This window comes from Paraburkholderia sp. BL6669N2 (genome assembly GCF_003387275.1).
In the GTDB taxonomy this organism is placed as follows: domain Bacteria; phylum Pseudomonadota; class Gammaproteobacteria; order Burkholderiales; family Burkholderiaceae; genus Paraburkholderia.
On sequence record NZ_QUNA01000001.1, the window covers coordinates 4,892,882 to 4,913,486 of the forward strand.

A 20,605-nucleotide genomic window follows, 5' to 3' on the forward strand; every position below is an offset into this window, starting at 1 on the left:
CTCAGTGGGCGCGTGAAAGGTACGCGTTGAAACCGTGGTCGAGATAGGCATTGAGCGGCAGGTCGTCGCTTAGCATGGCGGCATCGATATCGGCGAGTTCGGCGGTGCGTTGCTGATCTTCCCAATAGGCAATGCCCACGAGGCTGATGACCAGCGCGGCCAGCGGCCACGCAAGCGCGAAGCGGCGCAGCGGCGACCGGCGGCGCTGCGGCAGTTCGGCCGGCGGCAGGCCGGCGGCCATGCCCGCGCCGGCGAAGGCCGGCACGAACACCGGCGCGCTCACGGTTTCGGGCTTCTTGCGGGCGAGCGCGGCACGGCGCGCCGCGGCGAGCCGATCGGCGGTGGCGGACGGAATGCCGGCGGCGTTTTCGTCGAGCGCGCGGCGCACCTGGCGGGCGAACTCGAGTTCTTTAGTTTCTAGGGAGCTCATAGCGTGATTCCTTTGGCCTTGAGCGCTTGCGCCAGCGTGTGGGTGGCCCGCGAGCAGTGCGTTTTCACACTGCCTTCGGAGCAGCCCATAGCGGCGGCAGTCTCGGCGACATCCATATCTTCCCAATAACGCATGAGAAACGCCTCCCGTTGACGTGCCGGTAACTTTTGGATCTCGTCGTCGATTAACTGCAGGACCTGTTCGCGTTCGAGCTTGTGTTCGTTGCTCTCCGAGCCCGCCGAGCCCTGCTGGGCTTCGAAGGTTTCGAGCGGGTCGAAATCTTCGTCGTCGGCGTTGCCGAGCGACGAGAACAGACTCACCCAAGTATTGCGTACTTTGGCACGACGGAAATAGTCGTGCATCGCATTCTGCAGAATACGCTGAAACAGCAGCGGAAGTTCGGCTGCCGGACGGTCGCCGTATTTTTCGGCGAGCTTGATCATCGCGTCCTGCACGATATCCAGCGAGGCGTCGTCGTCCCGCACGGCGTAGACCGTCTGCTTGAATGCGCGCCTTTCGACGCCCGCCAGAAAATCGGCGAGTTCCTTGTCTGATGCCATCCGTTGGGGGTCGGCGCAGCGAGCGTGCGCGTAATCGGTCGAAAAATGTCGTAAAACTCGCGGATGCTAACAAACTTTTGCGCTGCTGGGGCGAAACGTGATGCACCTTGCATGTCTACAACAAGATTTCGGTCGCTTCTGGTGAGCTGGCGAGATTTGACTGATGGCGGCACGGCAAGATTTGCTTGACCGCGCGGGCGTCTGCAGATATCGTCGCTGGTTCGCAACATAAGTGACTTGTCTCAATTGAGGTGTGGCCCAAGAAGCTCACCTGTCAACTGGACGCGCCGCTTGAACCCGAGCCACAAGCCCGGCAGAGAGCACCCGATCAAATTTTTGCCGAAATTTCGAAAGGTGAATTAATGAATATGCCCAGCGCGGAATTCTCCACGTCGGATACGACACCCCATCCTGAAGCTGACTCTATCGGCGCCACCGTGCTCATGAAGGCACTGGCCGACGAAGACGTCGAGTTCGTGTGGGGCTATCCCGGCGGCTCGGTACTCTACATTTACGACGAGCTGTACAAGCAGGACAAGTTCCAGCATATCCTCGTGCGCCACGAGCAGGCCGCGGTCCACGCCGCCGACGCTTACTCGCGTTCTACCGGCAAGGTCGGTGTGTGCCTCGTGACCTCCGGCCCCGGCGTCACCAATGCGGTAACCGGCATCGCCACGGCATACATGGATTCGATTCCGATGGTCGTGATCAGCGGCCAGGTGCCGACTGCCGCGATCGGCCAGGATGCGTTCCAGGAGTGCGACACGGTCGGCATCACGCGTCCGTGCGTGAAGCACAACTTCCTCGTGAAGGACGTGCGCGACCTCGCCGCCACCGTCAAGAAAGCGTTCTTCATTGCCCGTACCGGCCGTCCCGGCCCGGTGCTGATCGACATTCCGAAAGACGTGTCGAAAGCGCCTTGCCAGTACGAACCGCTCAAGACTGTTTCGCTGCGCTCGTACAACCCGGTCACGAAAGGTCACTCCGGCCAGATCCGCAAGGCCGTGTCCTTGCTGCTGTCAGCCAAGCGCCCGTATATCTACACCGGCGGCGGCATCATTCTCGCGGATGCATCGCGCGAGCTGAACCAGTTCGCCGATCTGCTCGGTTATCCCGTCACCAACACGTTGATGGGTCTGGGCGGCTACCGCGCGAGCGACAAGAAATTCCTCGGCATGCTCGGCATGCACGGCACGTACGAAGCCAACATGGCGATGCAGCACTGCGACGTGCTGATCGCGATCGGCGCGCGTTTCGACGACCGTGTGATCGGCGACCCGGCGCACTTCTCGTCGCGTCCGCGCAAGATCATCCACATCGACATCGATCCGTCCTCCATCTCCAAGCGCGTCAAGGTCGACATTCCGATCGTCGGCGACGTGAAGGAAGTGCTGAAGGAGCTGATCGAGCAGTTGCAAACGGCCGAGCATGGTCCGGACACCGCGGCGCTCGCCGACTGGTGGAAGGACATCGAAGCCTGGCGCGCGAAAGACTGCCTCAAGTTCGACCGCAAGAGCGACATCATCAAGCCGCAGTACGTGGTGGAAAAGGCGTGGGAACTGACCGACGGCAATGCCTTCGTGTGTTCCGACGTTGGCCAGCACCAGATGTGGGCGGCGCAGTTCTATCGCTTCAACAAGCCGCGCCGCTGGATCAATTCCGGTGGCCTGGGCACGATGGGCTTCGGCCTTCCGGCGGCGATGGGCGTGAAGATGGCGCACCCGGACGACGACGTGCTCTGTATCACGGGCGAAGGCTCGATCCAGATGTGTATCCAGGAGCTCTCCACCTGCAAGCAGTACGAGACTCCGGTGAAGATCATTTCGCTGAACAACCGCTATCTGGGCATGGTGCGCCAGTGGCAGCAGATCGAATACAGCAAGCGCTATTCGCATTCCTACATGGACGCGCTGCCGGATTTCGTGAAGCTCGCCGAAGCGTACGGCCACGTCGGCATGCGTATCGAACGCACGGCGGATGTCGAGCCGGCGCTCAAGGAAGCGCTGCGCCTGAAGGATCGCACGGTGTTTCTCGATTTCCAGACCGATCCGACCGAAAACGTCTGGCCGATGGTTCAGGCCGGCAAGGGCATCACCGAGATGCTCATGGGTTCGGAAGATCTATAACGACGGCGCGTTGAGTTAAACGCAGCGCCGGCTTCGTCATGCGCGCCTTCATGAAAGGCGACAAGCGGACGAAGCGGCGCGAACCGTTCGCAGACATCGACAAAACATCTGGAAGAAGCGAATCATGAGACACATCATTTCCGTCCTGCTGGAAAACGAACCGGGCGCGTTATCACGCGTGGTGGGTCTGTTCTCGGCACGCGGCTACAACATTGAAACCTTGACGGTGGCTCCGACCGAAGACCGTTCGCTGTCGCGCATGACCATCGTCTCCATTGGCTCGGACGACGTGATCGAACAGATCACGAAGCATCTGAACCGCCTGATCGAGGTGGTGAAAGTGGTCGACCTTACCGAGGGCGCCCACATCGAACGCGAGCTGATGTTGATCAAGGTGAGGGCGGTCGGCAAGGAGCGTGAGGAGATGAAACGGATGTCGGATATTTTCCGCGGCCGCATCATCGACGTCACCGAAAAGACCTACACGATCGAACTGACGGGCGCGAGCGACAAGCTCGATGCCTTTATCGAAGGGCTCGACGCCACAGCGATTCTCGAAACGGTCCGTACGGGCGGCTCGGGGATCGGTCGCGGCGAGCGCATTCTGAAGGTGTGACGCGCGAGCGTTCAACCGTCTCGATCCAGGCCGGGCCGTGCCTGCACCAACCCGGCCACGCAACACACTATTTGCAGCATTTGAATTTCATTGAATCATCGAATTTAGCCAAGGAACCGACATGAAAGTTTTCTACGACAAGGACGCTGACCTCTCCCTCATCAAGGGCAAGCAAGTCACCATCATCGGCTATGGCTCGCAAGGCCATGCGCACGCGCTGAACCTGAAGGAAAGCGGCGTGAACATCACGGTCGGTCTGCGCAAGGGCGGCGCATCGTGGAGCAAGGCTGAGAACGCCGGCCTGCAAGTCAAGGAAGTGGCGGAAGCCGTCAAGGGCGCGGACGTGGTCATGATGCTGCTGCCGGACGAGCAGATCGCCGAAGTCTATGCGAAGGAAGTGCACGCCAATGCCAAGCAAGGCGCAGCGCTGGCATTCGCACACGGCTTCAACGTTCACTACGGTCAAGTGATTCCGCGTGCCGACCTCGACGTCATCATGATCGCGCCGAAGGCGCCGGGTCACACGGTTCGCGGCACCTATTCGCAAGGTGGCGGCGTGCCGCACCTGATCGCTGTTGCGCAAGACAAGTCGGGCGCAGCACGTGACATCGCGTTGTCGTACGCAGCGGCGAACGGCGGCGGCCGTGCCGGCATTATCGAAACGAACTTCCGCGAAGAAACGGAAACCGACCTGTTCGGCGAGCAAGCCGTGCTGTGCGGCGGTACCGTCGACCTGATCAAGGCCGGCTTCGAAACGCTGGTGGAAGCGGGCTACGCGCCGGAAATGGCGTACTTCGAATGCCTGCACGAATTGAAGCTGATCGTCGACCTGATCTATGAAGGCGGCATCGCGAACATGAACTACTCGATCTCGAACAACGCCGAATACGGCGAGTACGTGACGGGTCCGCGTATCGTGACGGCTGAAACGAAGAAGGCGATGAAGGCTGTGCTGACCGATATTCAGACCGGCGAGTACGCGAAGAGCTTCATCATCGAAAACAAGGCTGGCGCACCGACGCTGCAATCGCGCCGCCGTCTGACGGCTGAACACCAGATCGAAACGGTCGGTGCCAAGCTGCGTTCGATGATGCCGTGGATCGCCGCGAACAAGCTGGTCGACCAGTCGAAGAACTAAGCTGTTTTTCCAGCTGATGTCCGGTGCGGCGCTATGCCGTAACAGCCGGACAGATCAAAAAGCCGTCCAAGGGTGCTGAACCCTGGGCGGCTTTTGCTATCCTACGGTTTTACAAAAACACAGAAGCCATTCATGAATTACCCTCATCCGATCATCGCGCGAGAAGGCTGGCCGTTCATCGCCATCGCGGCCGTCGTTGCATTGCTGGTTCACTTCATCGCGGGGTTCGGCTTTTCATGGCTGTTCTGGCTCCTCCTGATCTTCGTCGTGCAGTTCTTCCGCGATCCGGCGCGTCCTATCCCCACGCAGGCGAATGCCGTGCTGTGCCCGGCCGACGGCCGTATCGTCGCGGTCGAAACCGCGCATGATCCGTATGCCAATCGTGAAGCGCTGAAGATCAGCGTGTTCATGAACGTATTCAACGTCCACTCGCAACGCTCGCCGGTGGATGGCGCGATCTCCAAGGTCGAATATTTTCCGGGCGCGTACCTGAATGCCGCGGTGGACAAGGCTTCGACCGAAAACGAGCGCAATGCGGTGGTGATCGAAATGGCCGGCGGCCAGACGGTGACTTCGGTGCAGATCGCCGGTTTGATCGCGCGGCGCATTCTTTGCTACGTACGGGCAGGTGAGCCGCTCACCCGTGGTCAACGTTACGGATTTATCCGCTTCGGTTCGCGCGTCGACGTGTATCTGCCGGTGGGCAGCCGTCCGCGTGTGTCGATCGGCGAGAAGGTTTCGGCGTCGTCCACGATCCTCGCTGAACTATAAAGCGGCACCAAGGAGGTTTCCGAATGGCCGCATTCAAACCGCGTCGACCCCGTAACAGCGGACCGCTTCCGCGTCCGTTCCGCCGTAACAAGCCGATGGTGACGGAGGCGGCGGTCGACAGCCGGCGCGCCCAGCGTCAGCAGTTCCTGAGAAAGCGCGGCATTTATCTGCTGCCGAACGCCTTCACCACGGCGGCGCTGTTCTGCGGCTTCTTTGCCGTGGTGCAGGCCATGAACGTGCGTTTCGAGGTCGCGGCTATCGCGATCTTCGTGGCGATGGTGCTCGACGGCATGGACGGCCGCGTCGCCCGCATGACGCATACGCAAAGTGCGTTCGGCGAGCAGTTCGACAGCCTGTCGGACATGGTGTCGTTCGGCGTGGCGCCGGCGCTGGTCATGTACGAGTGGATTCTGAAGGATCTCGGCCGCTGGGGCTGGCTCGCGGCGTTCGTCTACTGTTCGGGCGCGGCATTGCGTCTCGCGCGGTTCAATACGAACATCGGCGTGGTCGACAAGCGTTTCTTCCAGGGCATGCCGAGCCCGGCCGCGGCGGCGCTGATCGCTGGTTTCGTGTGGCTCGCTACGGACAACCGCGTGCCGCTGAAGCTGGTGTGGTTGCCGTGGGTTGCTTTCGTGCTGACGATTTACGCCGGCGTGACGATGGTGTCGAACGCGCCGTTCTACAGCGGCAAGGCGCTCGACGTGCGGCATCGCGTGCCGTTCGGGGTGATTCTGCTGGTGGTGGTCGCGTTCGTGCTGGTGTCCTCCGACCCGCCGCTGATGCTGTTCGGCCTGTTCGTGCTGTACGGCCTGTCCGGCTACGTATTCTGGGGTTATCAGGCGGTGCGGGGCAGGGCGAATCCGGCCCGGTCGGTGTCAGTCGACCGGTAGCAACCGGTAGGTAGCGAGCGGTTTGCGTGCGCTGCCAGGTACCGCATGGAAAACGGCGGCCTTCGGGCCGCCGTTTTGCTTTCGGCGAGGCCGCCCCGCGGCGCTCCGCGGGCCCTCTCACGCAGGTCCGGCGCTAATTGCACGGCAGCGGGAATGTCGCTATAGTCGTTGGATCAATGGGTCTACATTCCTTGCCGAGCCGCGCAACGAGTCTTGACACGCGGCGCGTCGCTGACCGTGCTTGTGCTGGAGCGTGCGCCGCGCGGACCGTCACGCCGAACGTCACGCTTTTGGTCACGCAGATCGTTTTTGTCCCCGGGTTCGCTTCGTCCGTGATCGAGCGTCGCCAGTGGTAACGCAAACAGCCAATTCCAATATCCCCTCCCCATAATTGAACGACTCCGCAGGAGACTCGACATGTCCGACAAACTGATCATATTCGACACCACGTTGCGAGACGGCGAACAATCGCCTGGCGCGTCGATGACGAAAGAAGAGAAAATCCGTATCGCGAAGCAACTCGAGCGGATGAAAGTGGACGTGATCGAAGCAGGCTTTGCGGCAAGCTCGAACGGCGACTTCGATTCGATTCACACGATCGCGACCCTGATCAAGGACAGCACGGTCTGCTCGCTCGCGCGCGCGAACGACAAAGACATTCAGCGCGCGGCCGACGCGCTCAAACCCGCCGATCACTTCCGCATCCACACGTTCATTGCAACCTCGCCGTTGCACATGGAAAAGAAACTGCGCATGACACCGGACCAGGTGTTCGAGCAGGCAAAGCTGGCCGTGCGTTTCGCCCGCAAATTCACCGACGACGTCGAGTTCTCGCCCGAAGACGGCAGCCGCTCGGAAATGGACTTCCTGTGCCGCGTGCTGGAAGCGGTGATCGCCGAAGGCGCGACCACGATCAATATCGCCGACACAGTGGGTTATGGCGTGCCGGAGTTGTACGGTCAGCTCGTCAAAACGCTGCGCGAGCGTATTCCGAACTCGCATAAGGCGGTGTTTTCGGTACATTGCCACAACGACCTTGGCATGGCGGTGGCGAATTCGCTGGCCGGCGTGCAGATCGGCGGCGCGCGTCAGGTCGAGTGCACGATCAATGGCCTCGGCGAGCGCGCGGGTAACACGTCGCTCGAAGAAATCGTCATGGCGGTGAAGACCCGCAAGGATTACTTCGGCCTCGACATCGGTCTCGATACCACGCAGATCGTGCCGGCCTCGAAGCTGGTGTCGCAGATCACGGGTTTCGTCGTGCAGCCGAACAAGGCCGTGGTCGGCGCGAACGCGTTCGCGCACGCATCCGGTATCCATCAGGACGGCGTGCTGAAGGCGCGCGATACCTACGAAATCATGCGCGCCGAGGACGTAGGCTGGAGCGCGAACAAGATCGTGCTCGGCAAACTGTCGGGCCGTAACGCGTTCAAGCAGCGTCTGCAGGAACTGGGTATCGCGCTGGACAGCGAAGCGGAATTGAACACGGCATTCGCGCGCTTCAAGGAACTGGCCGATCGCAAGTCGGAAATCTTCGACGAAGACATCATCGCGATCGTCACGGAAGAATCCGCCGAGGCGCAGGAGAGGGAGCACTACAAGTTCCTGTCGCTGTCGCAACATTCGGAAACCGGCGAGCAGCCGCACGCGAAGATCGTGTTCACCATGGAAGGCAAGGAAGTGACCGGCGAAGCGCGCGGCAACGGCCCGGTCGACGCCACGCTGAACGCGATCGAAACAGAAGTGGGCAGCGGCTCGGAACTGCTGCTGTACTCGGTGAATGCGATCACCACCGGCACGCAGGCGCAAGGCGAAGTGACCGTGCGCCTGTCTAAGAGCGGGCGCATCGTCAATGGCGTCGGCACTGATCCGGATATCGTCGCGGCGTCGGCGAAGGCGTATATCTCGGCGCTCAACAAGCTGTATTCGAACGCAGACAGGTTGAATCCGCAGCGTTCGGAGTGAGCGGCGCGGTAGCCGCGCGCTAACTGCGTGACGGCGTAGATAGCGTTGTCGTTGTCGTTATCGTCGGCCTATGAATCGAAAAAGCCCCGTGCCTTGATTGGCACGGGGCTTTGTTCATTGCGAGCTGCGTTACTCCGTCGCCGCGCGCCGCACCGACCAGCCGCGTGACGCGCGCGCCTGTGCCTGCACCTGATGCCGCACTTCGACGGCGATGCCGCGGCGCGGCGCATCGGCCACGAACGTGTCGAGCAGTTCGCGTACATCGTGATCGACGAAATCGGCGCGCGTCGCATCGACGATCACGGTGGCGCCGTCGGGAATCTGTTGCAGGTAGTGCTTGAGCGGCACCTTGCCGAGAAACGACACGTCCTTGCGAAACGACAGCAGATAGTGGTCGCCATGTTGCGCGAGCACGATCGGACTGCGCAGATTCGCATACAGCGCGAGCAGCACGCTGCACAGAATGCCGAGCACGATGCCGATCAGCAGATCCGTCGCGAGCACGCCGACGAGGGTGACGATAAACGGCGCGAACGGCGCAAAGCCCTGTTTCGCGATGGCGACGAACAGCGACGGCTTGGCGAGCTTTATCCCCGTGAAGATCAGAATCGCCGCGAGACAGGCGAGCGGAATCAGGTTGATGACACTGGTGAGCGCAAACACGCTGACGAGCAGCAGCATGCCGTGAATGATCGCCGAGAGCCGGCTTTGCGCGCCCGCATGCACATTGGCTGAACTGCGCACGATCACCGACGTGATCGGCAATCCGCCGATCGCACCGGCAATCAGGTTGCCGATACCTTGCGCCTTCAGTTCGCGATCCGGCGGCGCGGCGCGTCGCTCGGGATCGATCTGCTCGACGGCTTCGAGGCTCAGCAGCGTTTCCAGGCTCGCGACGATCGCCAGCGTGATGGCGACGCGCCAGACATCCGGATTGATCAGCTGCGCGAAGTGCGGCCCGAAGTCGGCCCATTCGAGAGCGACCCGCAATGCGGCGAACGATTCCAGCGGCGGTAGCGCCACGCGATGTTCGGCGGGCGGCGCGAGCGACGGCGCCAGCAGGCCGAGCAGCAACGTCGCGCCGATCCCCAGCAGAACGACGGCGAGCGGCGCCGGTACGCGGCGCACCAGTGCGAAGCGGCGAAATGCGCGAGTCTCCCAGCCGATCAGAATCGCCAGCGACAGCACGGTGATCACGCAAGCCGCCAGCGAGATCGAACCGAATGGCGTGGCAATCGCCGCTGCTGTCTGCGCGGTGGCTTGCGCACCGGACGCTGCATCCACGCGGGACAGTCCGAGCGCGAGCGGAAACTGCTTGACGATCAGCAGCACGCCAATCGCCGCGAGCATGCCCTTGATTACCGGCGACGGCACATAGGCGGCAAAACGGCCGGCCTTGAGCATGCCGAAACCGAACTGGATTGCACCGGACAGCAGCACGGCCGCCAGGAACGCGGAGAAACTGCCGAGCTGCGCGATCCCATCGACGACGATCACGACAAGGCCCGCCGCCGGCCCGCTCACGCTCAGACGTGAGCCGCTCAGCACGGCCACCACCAGCCCGCCGACGATGCCCGAGACGAGCCCGGCAAATGGTTCGACGCCCGATGCGTTGGCGATGCCCAGACAGAGCGGCAGAGCCACCAGAAAAACGACCGTGCCCGCCAGCAGGTCGCGCTGAAATGTGGAGAAAAAAGCTCGAAGGTTCATGGTGTCGGTGCAGTAAGGAGTGGCGCCTGGTATGCGGCGAAAGCTGAACCGGATCGGATTCGCATAAGGTCTCGCGCGGCTATCGCGCTAGGCTGCCGCGCTGTGGGCGGCGGTCGCGCAGGTCATGGCGTCGTCGGCGTCGTAGCCCGACGTGAGGACCTTGAGGCGGCCGTCTTCGAGCGCGAAGATCCAGCCGTGCACGAGCGGCGCCGGATCGGCGTCCCGCACGACGGGGTGCGCGCGCAACCCGCGCACCTGTTCGAGCACATTCAGCTCGGCGAGGTGATTGACACGCTCACGTTCGCTCTCGAGGTCCTGTAGTTCTTCGCGATGCGCGTTGGCGAGCGAGCAAAGCGGCGCGATCCGCCGATTCACATGCGGCAGGCTCGGCTCGGGCGGCAGCAGCGCGGCGCGCACACCGCCGCATCCGTAGTGGCCGCAGACGATCACGTGGCCGACCTTCAGCACCTTCACCGCATATTCGAGAACGCTCGCCGAATTGTCGTCGTCGGGCTGAAAAAGGTTGGCGATGTTGCGGTGGACGAACAGGTCGCCCGGCTCGCAATGCGTGATGGTCTCGGCGGGCACGCGGCTGTCCGAGCAGCCGATCCACAGTACGTGGGGATTCTGACCTCGCGCCAGATCACGGAAAAACTGGGGGTTGCGCACGGCGGTTTCGTGCGCCCAGGCAACATTGGCGACTAGCAGGCGTTTGGGACGGTTCATCGAGAGCGGCTCCGTAAATGGGGCGTATTCATTCGGCGCCAAAATTCACGGCTAAGCCGTGCGGCCTCATGTGAGGCCAGCGCCGAATCAATGCTTACGAAAGCCTTTCTATCAAAAAATAAATCGTCTGTGCACGAAATAATATTCGCCGCGATGCGCAATAAATAAAAAAAAGCCGCCCGGGAAGGCGGCTTCGTAGATTCATGCGGATTGGTTCGCGAGGCGCTCAGAACAGGCTGCGACGATCCGGATCGTGCAACGGATCGGGCGTTTTCTGCGTAAGCCGCACGATGCCCTGCTCGTCGAAATAAAAGCTGTACATCATGTACCAGACGTTGTCTTCCAGGTAACGATAGGTCCAGACTTCGCGTTTCATCAGCGGGAAGTACGAGGTTTCTACCGGGCGGCCGAAGTTCACCAGCACGTCGCTCTTGGTCCATTTGCCGATTTCGGCGCGATAGAACTCGTTCGGTTGCAGCACCTGGCGCACGTTGACGATCTTGCCGGCCGCGTCGATGTCGGCTGCGGTGGTGGTTTCGCCCATCGGCTGAGTCGGCCACATCAGCCGCTTGCCGCCGTTCGGGAGGTCGTAGCTTTCGCGCGGCGGGCCGAGGCGCGCGACGATGGTCGATTCGTCCGCGCCCTGAGTGTATTGCTGCCACGGCTGCACGCAGCCGGCGAGCGCCAGCGCGCTCAGGCAAACAAGCGCCGCGCGGCGCAGGCGCCCAGCGGCAGGCGCTCCGATCGAGGCCGCCGTGCTGTGATGGCGGTTGAACATGTATTCCTCCGATGGCGTTTGGATAGCGGTTTTTATCATCGAGACGCATTATTTTGACACGCGCTGCGGCAAAAGATTGCGCTGCGTGCAGAGCCGGCCCGGCAATACGACAACGCTTGCGCCGGCTTGCTTATTCCATGCTGAACGACCTATGATCCGCGCTTTCACCAGGCAGGCGGGGCGATGACGATGGCGAAGTGGCAACGGAGCGCGGCAGCGGCGCTGGCGGCGATGTCGATGGCCGTGGCGGCAGCGGTTGCGTATGCAGCGGGCGAGCCGGGCGCGACGGCGACTAACCCGGCGGCTAACGCAGCGGCGAAACCCGCGAGCAAACCCGCCGGCGCGCCGATCCAGCTGGCGCTAATCGAAGGCATGTCGGGCCCGTTCGCCAACGCGGGCGCGGCGGTGGAGCGCAACCTGCGCTTCGGCGTCGAACAGGTCAATGCGCATGGCGGCGTAAAGCTCGCCGACGGCGCGCATCCGTTCGAACTGGTCGTGCTCGACAGCAAAGGCGGCACCGAAGAAGCGCTCACGCAACTGCGCGCGGCCGCCGACCGCCGTATCGGCTACATCATGCAGGGCAACAGCTCGGCGGTCGCCGCCGCGCTGATCGGCGCGATCGACAAGCAGAACAGCCGCGAACCGGGCGACCGCGAACTGTTTCTCAACTATTCCGCCGACGACCCGGCGCTGACCAACGCCAACTGCAGCTTCTGGCATTTCCGCTTCGACGCGCACGCGGGCATGCGTATGGACGCGCTGGCCGACGTGATCCAGCGCGACAAGGCGGTCAAGAAAGTCTATCTGCTGAACCAGGATTACAGCTTCGGGCACGACGTCAGCAGCCTCGCGCGCTCGACGCTGGCGACGAAGCGTCCGGACATCGCGGTGGTCGGCGACGAATTTCACCCGATCGGCCGCGTGAAGGACTTCGCGCCGTATATCGCGAAGATCCGCGCGAGCGGGGCGGACGCCGTGATCACGGGCAACTGGGGCAACGATCTGACGCTGCTCGTCAAGGCCGCGCGCGAGCAGGGGCTGGATACGAAGTTCTACACGTTCTACGGCAACAGCCTTGGCGCGCCCGCCGCTTTGGGCGACGCCGGCGTCGGTCACGTGATTGCGGTGGCAGACTGGCATCCGAACGCCGGCGGCGCGGCGTCCGACGCCTGGTACGCCGCCTTCCGGACCCGTTTTCCGGCCGCGCAGGACGATTACCCCGTGCTGCGCATGCCGCTGATGATCGAAACCCTGGCCGCGGCGATGACCCGCGCCGGCAGCGCCGACCCGGCGGCAGTGGCGAAAGCGCTGGAAGGAATCCGCTTCGACAACGGCTTTCACGCCTCGCGGATGCGCGCCGACGACCATCAATTGATTCAGCCCCTTTACGTGATGGAGATGGACAAGGCCGGCACGCCGGGCGTGCATTTCGATAATGAAGGCTCTGGGTACGGGTTTCGCACGGTGCTGGCGTTGCCGCCCGAGCGCACCGTCTTGCCGACCGTCTGCAAGATGAAGCGGCCGTAATGCGGATCGGGCGCGCGCCATCGCCCGGCACAGCCGGGTTCGCGGCCGGAATCGGCTGTGCTACAATACGCGTCCCGTTATGAGGCAAGCCTGTATCCAGGGCGTGTCAAATACGGGTAACCCACGGCACGGCCTTTCTTCCGTGACCGCCTGTCTAGTTCTTAAGGAAATCGACATGTCCGCAGTTGAAACAAGCAAGAAGTCCGAAGTCGTTGCGCAATTCGCACGCGCAGCCAACGACACCGGCTCCCCCGAAGTTCAGGTCGCGCTGCTCACGACCCGCATCAACGAACTGACCGTTCACTTCAAGGCACACACGAAAGATCACCACAGCCGCCGCGGTCTGCTGCGCATGGTGAGCCGCCGTCGTAAGCTGCTCGACTACCTGAAGGGTAAGGACGCGGATCGTTACCGCGCACTGATCGAGAAGCTGGGTCTGCGTAAGTAATCGGCCAGTCGTTCAGCAAGATGCCTGTGTCAGTTCCACTGATACAGGCATTTTGTTTTTGCACGGTGCGCTTCATGTGATGCGCGCCGGCTGTTCTCCGCAGTAGCGTGCCGGTTCATGCGGCGGAAGCAGCGAAGCAGTAATCAGGCAGTAGAGCAGGCAGTAAAGAAGGGATTCACGGCCGGGCTTCAGGGGCGGAGCTTTGTGTCATTCCAGCGGTTCGCGCGTACTCATCGTAAGGCGTGGTTCTCTGGAATGGCATAACACTACTCTTCCCATGTGGCGCCGGTCCTGGCGTTGCCGCGCCGCTTCTGGTCCGCGCGGCATAACGAAGAGGAAAAGCAATGACTATGTTCAATAAGATCGTCAAAGAATTTCAGTGGGGACAACATAAGGTTCGCCTCGAAACCGGCGAAATCGCTCGCCAGGCGAGCGGTGCCGTGATCGTCGACGTCGAAGATACCGTGGTGCTGGCCACCGTGGTCGGCGCCAAGACCGCCAAGCCGGGTCAGGACTTCTTCCCGCTGACCGTCGACTACCTCGAAAAGACCTACGCCGCCGGTAAGATTCCGGGTGGCTTCTTCCGTCGCGAAGGCCGTCCGTCGGAAGGCGAAACGCTGATCTCGCGCCTGATCGATCGCCCGCTGCGTCCGCTGTTCCCGGAAGGCTTCTACAACGAAGTCCAGGTCGTGATCCACGTCCTGTCGCTGAACCCCGAAATCCCCGCCGACATCCCCGCGCTGATCGGCGCGTCGGCGGCGCTCGCCGTGTCCGGTCTGCCGTTCAACGGCCCGGTCGGCGCAGCACGCGTGGCCTACATCAACAACGAATACGTGCTGAACCCGACGCGTCCGCAAATGAAGGAATCGGCGCTCGACCTGATCGTTGCCGGTACGGAACGCGCGGTGCTGATGGTGGAATCGGAAGCGCAGCAACTGAGCGAAGAAGTGATGCTCGGCGGCGTGGTGTTCGGTCATGAGCAAATGCAGATCGCGATCGACGCGATCCACGATCTGGTCCGCGAAGGCGGCAAGCCCGAATGGGATTGGCAACCGGCGGCGAAGAACGAGCCGTTGATCGCACGCGTGACGGAACTGGCGCAAGCCGACCTGCTGGCTGCGTATCAACTGCGCGACAAGCAAGCCCGTTCGGCCAAGCTGAAGGAAGTCTACGCGGCGACGTCGAAGAAGCTGGAAGAAGAAGCTGCCGCGGGCGGCACGGTGGCGGCCGACAAGGCAACCGTCGGCAACGTGCTGTTCGACATCGAAGCGAAGATCGTCCGTACGCAGATCCTGAACGGCGAACCGCGTATCGACGGCCGCGACACGCGTACCGTGCGCCCGATCGAAATCCGTACCGGCGTGCTGCCGCGTACCCACGGTTCGGCACTGTTCACGCGCGGCGAAACGCAAGCGATGGTGGTGGCCACGTTGGGCACGAAGGGCGACGAGCAGAACATCGACGCGCTCGAAGGCGAGTACCGCGAACGCTTCATGCTCCACTACAACATGCCTCCGTTCGCGACCGGCGAAACGGGCCGCGTCGGTTCGCCGAAGCGCCGTGAAATCGGTCACGGCCGTCTGGCCAAGCGCGCGCTGGCTGCGTGCCTGCCGAGCGCCGACGAATTCGGCTACTCGATTCGCGTCGTGTCGGAAATCACGGAATCGAACGGTTCCTCGTCGATGGCTTCGGTGTGCGGCGGCTGCCTCGCGCTGATGGACGCCGGCGTGCCGATGAAGGCGCACGTCGCCGGCATCGCCATGGGCCTGATCCTGGAAGGCAACAAGTTTGCCGTGCTGACCGACATCCTCGGCGACGAAGATCACCTCGGCGACATGGACTTCAAGGTGGCGGGTACGGAACAAGGCGTGACCGCGCTGCAGATGGACATCAAGATCCAGGGCATCACCAAGGAAATCATGCAGGTCGCCCTCGCGCAAGCGAAGGAAGGCCGTATGCACATTCTGAGCAAGATGACCTCGGCGGTGTCGGGCGCGAACACGGTGCTGTCGGACTACGCACCGCGCATGATCACCATCAAGATCAATCCGGAAAAGATCCGCGACGTGATCGGCAAGGGTGGTTCGGTGATCCGCGCGCTGACCGAAGAAACCGGTACGACGATCGACATTTCGGACGACGGCGTCGTCACCATCGCCAGCACGAGCAGCGAAGGGATGGCCGAAGCGAAGAAGCGTATCGAGAACATCACGCTGGAAGTCGAAGTGGGCCAGGTGTACGAAGGCACCGTGCTCAAGCTGCTCGATTTCGGCGCGATCGTGAACATCCTGCCGGGCAAGGACGGTCTGCTGCACATCTCCGAAATCGCCAACGAGCGTATCAAGGACATCAACGACTACCTGAAGGATGGCCAGCAAGTGAAGGTCAAGGTCATCCAGACGGACGAGAAGGGCCGCGTGCGTTTGTCGGCCAAGGCGTTGCTGAACGAAGGCGCGAATGGCGCAAGTGGCGCGCCGCAAGGCGAGCCGACGCCGCAGTAATGCGGTAGCGGAACAACGGCCGGCAGCGCGAATGCGCGCCGGCCGTTTTTTATGAAGGCTGCAGGGTGGATTGCGTTGCAGGTAATTAGAAACGGGTACTCTACCTGTTCATCCCGGCATGCAACGCAATCCAATCTTGGAGTTGACGCAGATGAAAGCGATCGAAATCACCGAATTCGGAGCGCCGGAAGTCCTGAAGCTGGCTGAGCGGCCCACGCCGCAGCCTAAAGCGGGCGAGGTGCTGATCAAGGTGGCCGCATCCGGCATCAACCGTCCGGACGTGTTCCAGCGCAAGGGCGGCTATGCGCCGCCGCCGGGCGCGTCGGATCTGCCGGGGCTGGAAGTGGCGGGCGAAATCGTCGAAGGAAACATCGACGAGAAGAACAACCCGTTCGGTCTGAAGGTAGGCGATCGCGTGTGCGCGTTGCTGGCCGGCGGCGGCTACGCGGAATACGCGGTCGCGCCGTTGCTGCAATGCCTGCCGGTGCCGGCGGGTTTGTCCGATGTCGAAGCTGCTTCGCTGCCCGAAACATTCTTCACGGTGTGGAGCAATGTGTTCGACCGTGCGCAACTCGGCAAGGGCGAAGGCGCGCCGAACGAAACGCTGCTGGTGCAGGGCGGTTCGAGCGGCATTGGCGTGACGGCGATCCAGATTGCGCATGCGCTCGGCTTTCGCGTGTTCGCAACCGCCGGGTCGGACGAAAAGTGCCGCGCGTGTGAAGCGCTAGGCGCCGAGCGCGCGATCAACTACAAGACTGAAGATTTCGTCGAAGTGATCAAGTCGCTGACCAACGATCGCGGTGTCGACGTGGTGCTCGACATGGTGGCGGGCAGTTATGTGTCGCGCGAGCTGACGGCGTTGGCAGATGGCGGCCGCATTGTGCTGATCGCGTTGCTGGGCGGCGCGAAAGCGGAGCTGAACCTGAACGAAGTGTTGCGCCGCCGTTTGACGGTGACGGGTTCGACGCTGCGTCCGCGGCCGATCGAATTCAAGGCGAAGATTGCCGCGCAGTTGAAAGAGCATGTGTGGCCGCATCTCGAAGATGGGCGCATCAAGCCCGTGGTGCATCGCGTATTTCCAGCCGCGCAGGCTGCCGACGCGCACACGCTGATGGAGAGCAGCACGCACGTCGGCAAGATCGTACTGTCTTGGGGTCAGGACGCTTGACAGGTCGGTTTGACCCGATCCACCCCACGCAGTAAAATTGCGCGTTTTGCGCACGCCGCATGAAACCGAAAGGCGGACTGTAAGCGCAAACGAAGTCCGCCGCCAAGACAAGACGAGACGATGTCGAAACAACGAGCCAAGCTGGTAGTCGGTAACTGGAAGATGCACGGGCGCCTCGCCGAGAATGCCGCGTTGTTGCAGGCGGTGGCACAAGGCGCGGGCGAATTGCCGGCCGACGTGCGCGTCGGCGTCTGTGTGCCGAGTCCGTATCTCGCGCAGTCTCAATCGTTGCTGGACGGCAGCCGGGTCGTGTGGGGCGTGCAGGACGTGTCGGCGTTCACGCACGGCGCCTATACCGGCGAAGTGGCCGCGCCGATGGTGGCGGAGTTCGGCGCCACGCTGGCGATCGTCGGGCACTCGGAGCGCCGTGCCTATCATCGCGAAAGCGCTGAGCTGGTCGCGGTCAAAACGCAGCGCGCGCTGGAAGCGGGCCTGACGCCGGTCGTTTGCGTCGGCGAAACGCTTGAGGAGCGCGAGGCCGGTTCGACCGAGCAGGTGGTCGGCACGCAACTCGACGAAGTGCTGGCGAAATTGTCGGTGCAAGAGGCGGCTAAGCTTGTCGTCGCGTATGAGCCGGTTTGGGCGATCGGCACCGGCAAGAGCGCGAGCGCGGAGCAGGCGCAGGCAGTTCATGCGTTCCTGCGTGCGCGTCTGGCGGCAAAGGGCGCGGTGGTGGCGGATGTGCCGTTGCTGTACGGCGGCAGTGTGAAACCGGAGAACGCGGAAGAACTGTTCCGCCAGCCGGATATCGACGGTGGCCTGATCGGCGGCGCGTCGTTGAAAGACCAGGATTTCCTGGCGATCTGCAAGGCGGCGGCCGCAACGAGCGTCGCCGGTTAAGCAGGGCGCCTTGGCGAGGGATGACCCCATCCCGTGCAACACGCAGTGTGTGGCGCGGTTAAATAAAGACTCAGGTGAGTGTGATGCTGTATTTGAAAACATTGATTATCGTCGTTCAGCTGTTGTCGGCACTTGGGGTGATTGGCCTCGTTTTGCTGCAGCACGGCAAAGGCGCCGATATGGGCGCGGCTTTTGGTAGCGGCGCGTCCGGCAGCCTGTTCGGCGCGACCGGTTCGGCGAACTTTTTGTCGCGTACAACCGCGGTGCTCGCAGCGGTGTTTTTTGTCACCACGCTGACGCTCACTTACCTCGGCGCGTATCGTGCGAAACCTTCCGCAGGCGTGCTGGGCGCGGCTGTCACTGCACCGGTTGCGGCCTCGGCTGCCTCGGCACCGGCAGGTGGCTCGGCTGTTTTGCCGGCGTCGGCTGCGTCGGTCCCGGCGACCGACGTGCCGAAATAAATTTTCGTTCAAACGTGCTTTTGTGCGTTGAACAATCTGTTTAGACCAGTTACAATCTAAGTCTTGAAGCGATTCGCGGGTTTTATAAGTTGTTTTCCCGGATTGCATGCAGTGCCGACGTGGTGAAATTGGTAGACACGCTATCTTGAGGGGGTAGTGGCGAAAGCTGTGCGAGTTCGAGTCTCGCCGTCGGCACCAAAATGTTATCTAAATGCCAGCCGCTTGCTTCGCTTCGGCTGGCATTTTCACTTCTGGCGTGCGGCTTGCGTTGGGCTTGCGGCATGTGCGTTTCGGAAGTGATTTCGCGTCAGGAGTGCTATGCTCCTGACGGCACTCAGAACCAACCGATTGAGGATAGTCTTGAACCTCGCAGCCTATTTCCCCGTCTTGTTGTTCCTCGTTGTGGGCACCGGTTTAGGCGTAGCACTGGTCAGTATCGGCAAGATCCTCGGTCCCAACAAGCCCGATACCGAGAAAAACGCACCGTACGAGTGCGGCTTCGAAGCATTCGAAGATGCGCGCATGAAGTTCGACGTGCGCTATTACCTCGTCGCCATTCTCTTCATCATTTTCGATCTTGAAACCGCGTTCCTGTTTCCGTGGGGCGTCGCCCTGCGCGACATCGGCTGGCCCGGCTTCATGGCAATGATGATTTTCCTGCTCGAATTCCTGTTGGGCTTCGCCTATATCTGGAAGAAAGGCGGCCTCGACTGGGAATGATGGATTAATCGCCGGTTTGCGTGGGTGGCCAAGGCTTGCCGCCCCGTCTGGAGTGGAAAGCAAATGAGTATCGAAGGGGTCTTGAAGGAAGGGTTTGTCACCACCACAGCTGACAAACTGATCAACTGGACGCGCACCGGCTCGCTGTGGCCGATGACGTTCGGTCTTGCATGCTGTGCGGTCGAGATGATGCATGCGGGCGCTGCCCGTTATGACCTCGACCGTTTCGGCGTGGTGTTTCGTCCGAGTCCGCGTCAGTCGGACGTGATGATCGTCGCCGGCACGCTGTGCAACAAGATGGCGCCGGCTCTGCGCAAGGTCTACGACCAGATGGCCGAGCCGCGCTGGGTCATCTCGATGGGCTCGTGCGCGAACGGCGGCGGCTATTACCACTACTCGTATTCGGTGGTGCGCGGCTGTGACCGGATCGTGCCCGTGGACGTCTACGTGCCCGGTTGTCCGCCCACGGCGGAAGCGCTGGTGTATGGCGTGATCCAGCTGCAGGCCAAGATTCGCCGCACCAACACAATCGCCCGTCAATAAGGCCAACGCCTCCCCCACAATATGGCAAGCAAACTCGAGACCCTGAAAGCGAACCTCGAGGCGGCCTTTGGCGGCCTCCTGCTGAACCTCAGCGAAGCAATCGGTGAGTTGACGATCGTCGTGAAGGCTGGCGACTACCTCAACGTGGCAACGCGTCTGCGCGACGACCGCTCGCTCGGTTTCGAGCAATGCGTGGATCTGTGCGGCGTCGACTATCAAACCTACGCCGAAGGCGCTTACGACGGTCCGCGTTTCGCGGCCGTGCTGCATTTGTTGTCGGTGCAGAACAACTGGCGTCTGCGCCTGCGCGTGTTCGCACCGGACGACGAAGTGCCGATCCTGCCGTCTGTCGTCGAAATCTGGAATTCGGTCAACTGGTACGAGCGCGAAGCATTCGACCTGTACGGCATCGTCTTCGAAGGCCATCCGGATCTGCGCCGCATCCTGACCGACTACGGTTTCATCGGGCACCCGTTCCGCAAAGATTTTCCTGTCTCCGGTTATGTCGAAATGCGTTACGACCCGGAAGAGAAGCGCGTCGTCTATCAGCCTGTGACGATCGAGCCGCGAGAAATCACGCCGCGCGTGATCCGCGAAGATCGCTATGGCGGTCTGAAACACTAAGAG

20 protein-coding genes and 1 tRNA gene are annotated in these 20,605 nt (G+C 62.0%); 16 read left to right on the forward strand and 5 right to left on the reverse strand.

The window, feature by feature from the left end; translation table 11 throughout:
- Window position 1: 1 nt before the first annotated feature.
- Together B0G80_RS22155 and B0G80_RS22160 are read right to left on the reverse strand one after the other, a co-directional pair.
- Entirely contained in the window at window positions 2-430 is a 429-nt protein-coding gene (locus B0G80_RS22155) for a DUF3619 family protein (protein ID WP_116119420.1), read from the reverse strand.
- A complete protein-coding gene (locus B0G80_RS22160) occupies window positions 427-990 on the reverse strand; it encodes an RNA polymerase sigma factor (RefSeq protein WP_116119421.1) in 564 nt (187 codons plus the stop codon). Before B0G80_RS22160 ends, B0G80_RS22155 begins: the two co-directional genes overlap by 4 nt.
- A gap of 362 nt (window positions 991-1,352) precedes the next feature.
- On the opposite strand from B0G80_RS22160, the gene B0G80_RS22165 reads away from it, so the two are divergent.
- The 6 genes from B0G80_RS22165 (at window position 1,353) to B0G80_RS22190 (ending at window position 8,496) form a co-directional block, all read left to right on the forward strand.
- Complete coding sequence (locus tag B0G80_RS22165) at window positions 1,353-3,116, forward strand: acetolactate synthase 3 catalytic subunit (RefSeq protein WP_012432362.1); 1,764 nt, start codon at window positions 1,353-1,355, stop codon at window positions 3,114-3,116.
- 124 nt (window positions 3,117-3,240) lie between these two features.
- Window positions 3,241-3,732, forward strand: coding sequence for an acetolactate synthase small subunit (ilvN, locus tag B0G80_RS22170; RefSeq protein WP_012432363.1), 492 nt, complete (start codon window positions 3,241-3,243; stop codon window positions 3,730-3,732).
- Between the two features lie 121 nt (window positions 3,733-3,853).
- Entirely contained in the window at window positions 3,854-4,870 is a 1,017-nt protein-coding gene (gene ilvC / locus B0G80_RS22175; RefSeq protein ID WP_074763518.1) for a ketol-acid reductoisomerase, read from the forward strand.
- A 132-nt stretch (window positions 4,871-5,002) separates the two neighbouring features.
- Entirely contained in the window at window positions 5,003-5,641 is a 639-nt protein-coding gene (locus tag B0G80_RS22180; RefSeq protein ID WP_012432365.1) for a phosphatidylserine decarboxylase, read from the forward strand.
- Between the two features lie 23 nt (window positions 5,642-5,664).
- Complete coding sequence (gene pssA, locus B0G80_RS22185) at window positions 5,665-6,531, forward strand: CDP-diacylglycerol--serine O-phosphatidyltransferase (RefSeq protein ID WP_012432366.1); 867 nt, start codon at window positions 5,665-5,667, stop codon at window positions 6,529-6,531.
- Window positions 6,532-6,948: 417 nt separating this feature from the next.
- Window positions 6,949-8,496, forward strand: coding sequence for a 2-isopropylmalate synthase (locus B0G80_RS22190; protein ID WP_116119422.1), 1,548 nt, complete (start codon window positions 6,949-6,951; stop codon window positions 8,494-8,496).
- 129 nt (window positions 8,497-8,625) lie between these two features.
- Here B0G80_RS22190 and B0G80_RS22195 read toward each other — a convergent pair whose 3' ends face one another.
- The 3 genes from B0G80_RS22195 to B0G80_RS22205 all read right to left on the reverse strand — a co-directional run bounded on the left by B0G80_RS22195 (window position 8,626) and on the right by B0G80_RS22205 (window position 11,710).
- Window positions 8,626-10,206, reverse strand: a complete 1,581-nt coding sequence (locus B0G80_RS22195; protein WP_116119423.1) for a SulP family inorganic anion transporter — start codon at window positions 10,204-10,206, stop codon at window positions 8,626-8,628.
- Window positions 10,207-10,293: 87 nt separating this feature from the next.
- Window positions 10,294-10,932: a carbonic anhydrase gene (locus B0G80_RS22200; protein WP_106280351.1), complete on the reverse strand. Its 639-nt coding sequence runs from the start codon at window positions 10,930-10,932 to the stop codon at window positions 10,294-10,296.
- 226 nt (window positions 10,933-11,158) lie between these two features.
- The gene (locus B0G80_RS22205; protein WP_116119424.1) at window positions 11,159-11,710 is read right to left on the reverse strand and encodes a hypothetical protein; all 552 of its coding nucleotides are present in this window, start codon (window positions 11,708-11,710) and stop codon (window positions 11,159-11,161) included.
- A 183-nt stretch (window positions 11,711-11,893) separates the two neighbouring features.
- On the opposite strand from B0G80_RS22205, the gene B0G80_RS22210 reads away from it, so the two are divergent.
- From B0G80_RS22210 to B0G80_RS22255, 10 genes are all read left to right on the forward strand, one after another.
- Window positions 11,894-13,237, forward strand: coding sequence for a branched-chain amino acid ABC transporter substrate-binding protein (locus B0G80_RS22210; RefSeq protein ID WP_116119425.1), 1,344 nt, complete (start codon window positions 11,894-11,896; stop codon window positions 13,235-13,237).
- A gap of 175 nt (window positions 13,238-13,412) precedes the next feature.
- A complete protein-coding gene (gene rpsO, locus B0G80_RS22215) occupies window positions 13,413-13,685 on the forward strand; it encodes a 30S ribosomal protein S15 (protein WP_011487489.1) in 273 nt (90 codons plus the stop codon).
- Window positions 13,686-14,029: 344 nt separating this feature from the next.
- Window positions 14,030-16,186: a polyribonucleotide nucleotidyltransferase gene (gene pnp, locus B0G80_RS22220; RefSeq protein WP_181920001.1), complete on the forward strand. Its 2,157-nt coding sequence runs from the start codon at window positions 14,030-14,032 to the stop codon at window positions 16,184-16,186.
- A 151-nt stretch (window positions 16,187-16,337) separates the two neighbouring features.
- On the forward strand, window positions 16,338-17,354 hold the full coding sequence (locus B0G80_RS22225) for an NAD(P)H-quinone oxidoreductase (protein WP_106280359.1): 1,017 nt from the start codon (window positions 16,338-16,340) through the stop codon (window positions 17,352-17,354).
- Window positions 17,355-17,474: 120 nt separating this feature from the next.
- On the forward strand, window positions 17,475-18,254 hold the full coding sequence (gene tpiA / locus B0G80_RS22230; protein WP_116119426.1) for a triose-phosphate isomerase: 780 nt from the start codon (window positions 17,475-17,477) through the stop codon (window positions 18,252-18,254).
- A gap of 83 nt (window positions 18,255-18,337) precedes the next feature.
- Window positions 18,338-18,715: a preprotein translocase subunit SecG gene (gene secG, locus B0G80_RS22235; RefSeq protein ID WP_095419939.1), complete on the forward strand. Its 378-nt coding sequence runs from the start codon at window positions 18,338-18,340 to the stop codon at window positions 18,713-18,715.
- A gap of 113 nt (window positions 18,716-18,828) precedes the next feature.
- A tRNA-Leu gene (locus tag B0G80_RS22240) sits at window positions 18,829-18,913 on the forward strand.
- Between the two features lie 162 nt (window positions 18,914-19,075).
- Complete coding sequence (locus B0G80_RS22245) at window positions 19,076-19,435, forward strand: NADH-quinone oxidoreductase subunit A (protein WP_013339872.1); 360 nt, start codon at window positions 19,076-19,078, stop codon at window positions 19,433-19,435.
- Window positions 19,436-19,498: 63 nt separating this feature from the next.
- Window positions 19,499-19,978 (forward strand): NADH-quinone oxidoreductase subunit B family protein, encoded by a 480-nt coding sequence (locus tag B0G80_RS22250; RefSeq protein ID WP_006052903.1) that lies wholly within the window; start codon window positions 19,499-19,501, stop codon window positions 19,976-19,978.
- A 21-nt stretch (window positions 19,979-19,999) separates the two neighbouring features.
- The gene (locus tag B0G80_RS22255; RefSeq protein WP_106280363.1) at window positions 20,000-20,602 is read left to right on the forward strand and encodes an NADH-quinone oxidoreductase subunit C; all 603 of its coding nucleotides are present in this window, start codon (window positions 20,000-20,002) and stop codon (window positions 20,600-20,602) included.
- Window positions 20,603-20,605: the final 3 nt, after the last annotated feature.

Coding starts and splice junctions, on each gene's coding strand:
- B0G80_RS22155 (WP_116119420.1), bottom strand. CDS start 430: ATGAGCTCCCTAGAAACTAAAGAACTCGAGTTCGCCCGCCAGGTGCGC.
- B0G80_RS22160 (WP_116119421.1), bottom strand. CDS start 990: ATGGCATCAGACAAGGAACTCGCCGATTTTCTGGCGGGCGTCGAAAGG.
- B0G80_RS22165 (WP_012432362.1), top strand. CDS start 1,353: ATGAATATGCCCAGCGCGGAATTCTCCACGTCGGATACGACACCCCAT.
- ilvN (WP_012432363.1), top strand. CDS start 3,241: ATGAGACACATCATTTCCGTCCTGCTGGAAAACGAACCGGGCGCGTTA.
- ilvC (WP_074763518.1), top strand. CDS start 3,854: ATGAAAGTTTTCTACGACAAGGACGCTGACCTCTCCCTCATCAAGGGC.
- B0G80_RS22180 (WP_012432365.1), top strand. CDS start 5,003: ATGAATTACCCTCATCCGATCATCGCGCGAGAAGGCTGGCCGTTCATC.
- pssA (WP_012432366.1), top strand. CDS start 5,665: ATGGCCGCATTCAAACCGCGTCGACCCCGTAACAGCGGACCGCTTCCG.
- B0G80_RS22190 (WP_116119422.1), top strand. CDS start 6,949: ATGTCCGACAAACTGATCATATTCGACACCACGTTGCGAGACGGCGAA.
- B0G80_RS22195 (WP_116119423.1), bottom strand. CDS start 10,206: ATGAACCTTCGAGCTTTTTTCTCCACATTTCAGCGCGACCTGCTGGCG.
- B0G80_RS22200 (WP_106280351.1), bottom strand. CDS start 10,932: ATGAACCGTCCCAAACGCCTGCTAGTCGCCAATGTTGCCTGGGCGCAC.
- B0G80_RS22205 (WP_116119424.1), bottom strand. CDS start 11,710: ATGTTCAACCGCCATCACAGCACGGCGGCCTCGATCGGAGCGCCTGCC.
- B0G80_RS22210 (WP_116119425.1), top strand. CDS start 11,894: ATGACGATGGCGAAGTGGCAACGGAGCGCGGCAGCGGCGCTGGCGGCG.
- rpsO (WP_011487489.1), top strand. CDS start 13,413: ATGTCCGCAGTTGAAACAAGCAAGAAGTCCGAAGTCGTTGCGCAATTC.
- pnp (WP_181920001.1), top strand. CDS start 14,030: ATGACTATGTTCAATAAGATCGTCAAAGAATTTCAGTGGGGACAACAT.
- B0G80_RS22225 (WP_106280359.1), top strand. CDS start 16,338: ATGAAAGCGATCGAAATCACCGAATTCGGAGCGCCGGAAGTCCTGAAG.
- tpiA (WP_116119426.1), top strand. CDS start 17,475: ATGTCGAAACAACGAGCCAAGCTGGTAGTCGGTAACTGGAAGATGCAC.
- secG (WP_095419939.1), top strand. CDS start 18,338: ATGCTGTATTTGAAAACATTGATTATCGTCGTTCAGCTGTTGTCGGCA.
- B0G80_RS22250 (WP_006052903.1), top strand. CDS start 19,499: ATGAGTATCGAAGGGGTCTTGAAGGAAGGGTTTGTCACCACCACAGCT.
- B0G80_RS22255 (WP_106280363.1), top strand. CDS start 20,000: ATGGCAAGCAAACTCGAGACCCTGAAAGCGAACCTCGAGGCGGCCTTT.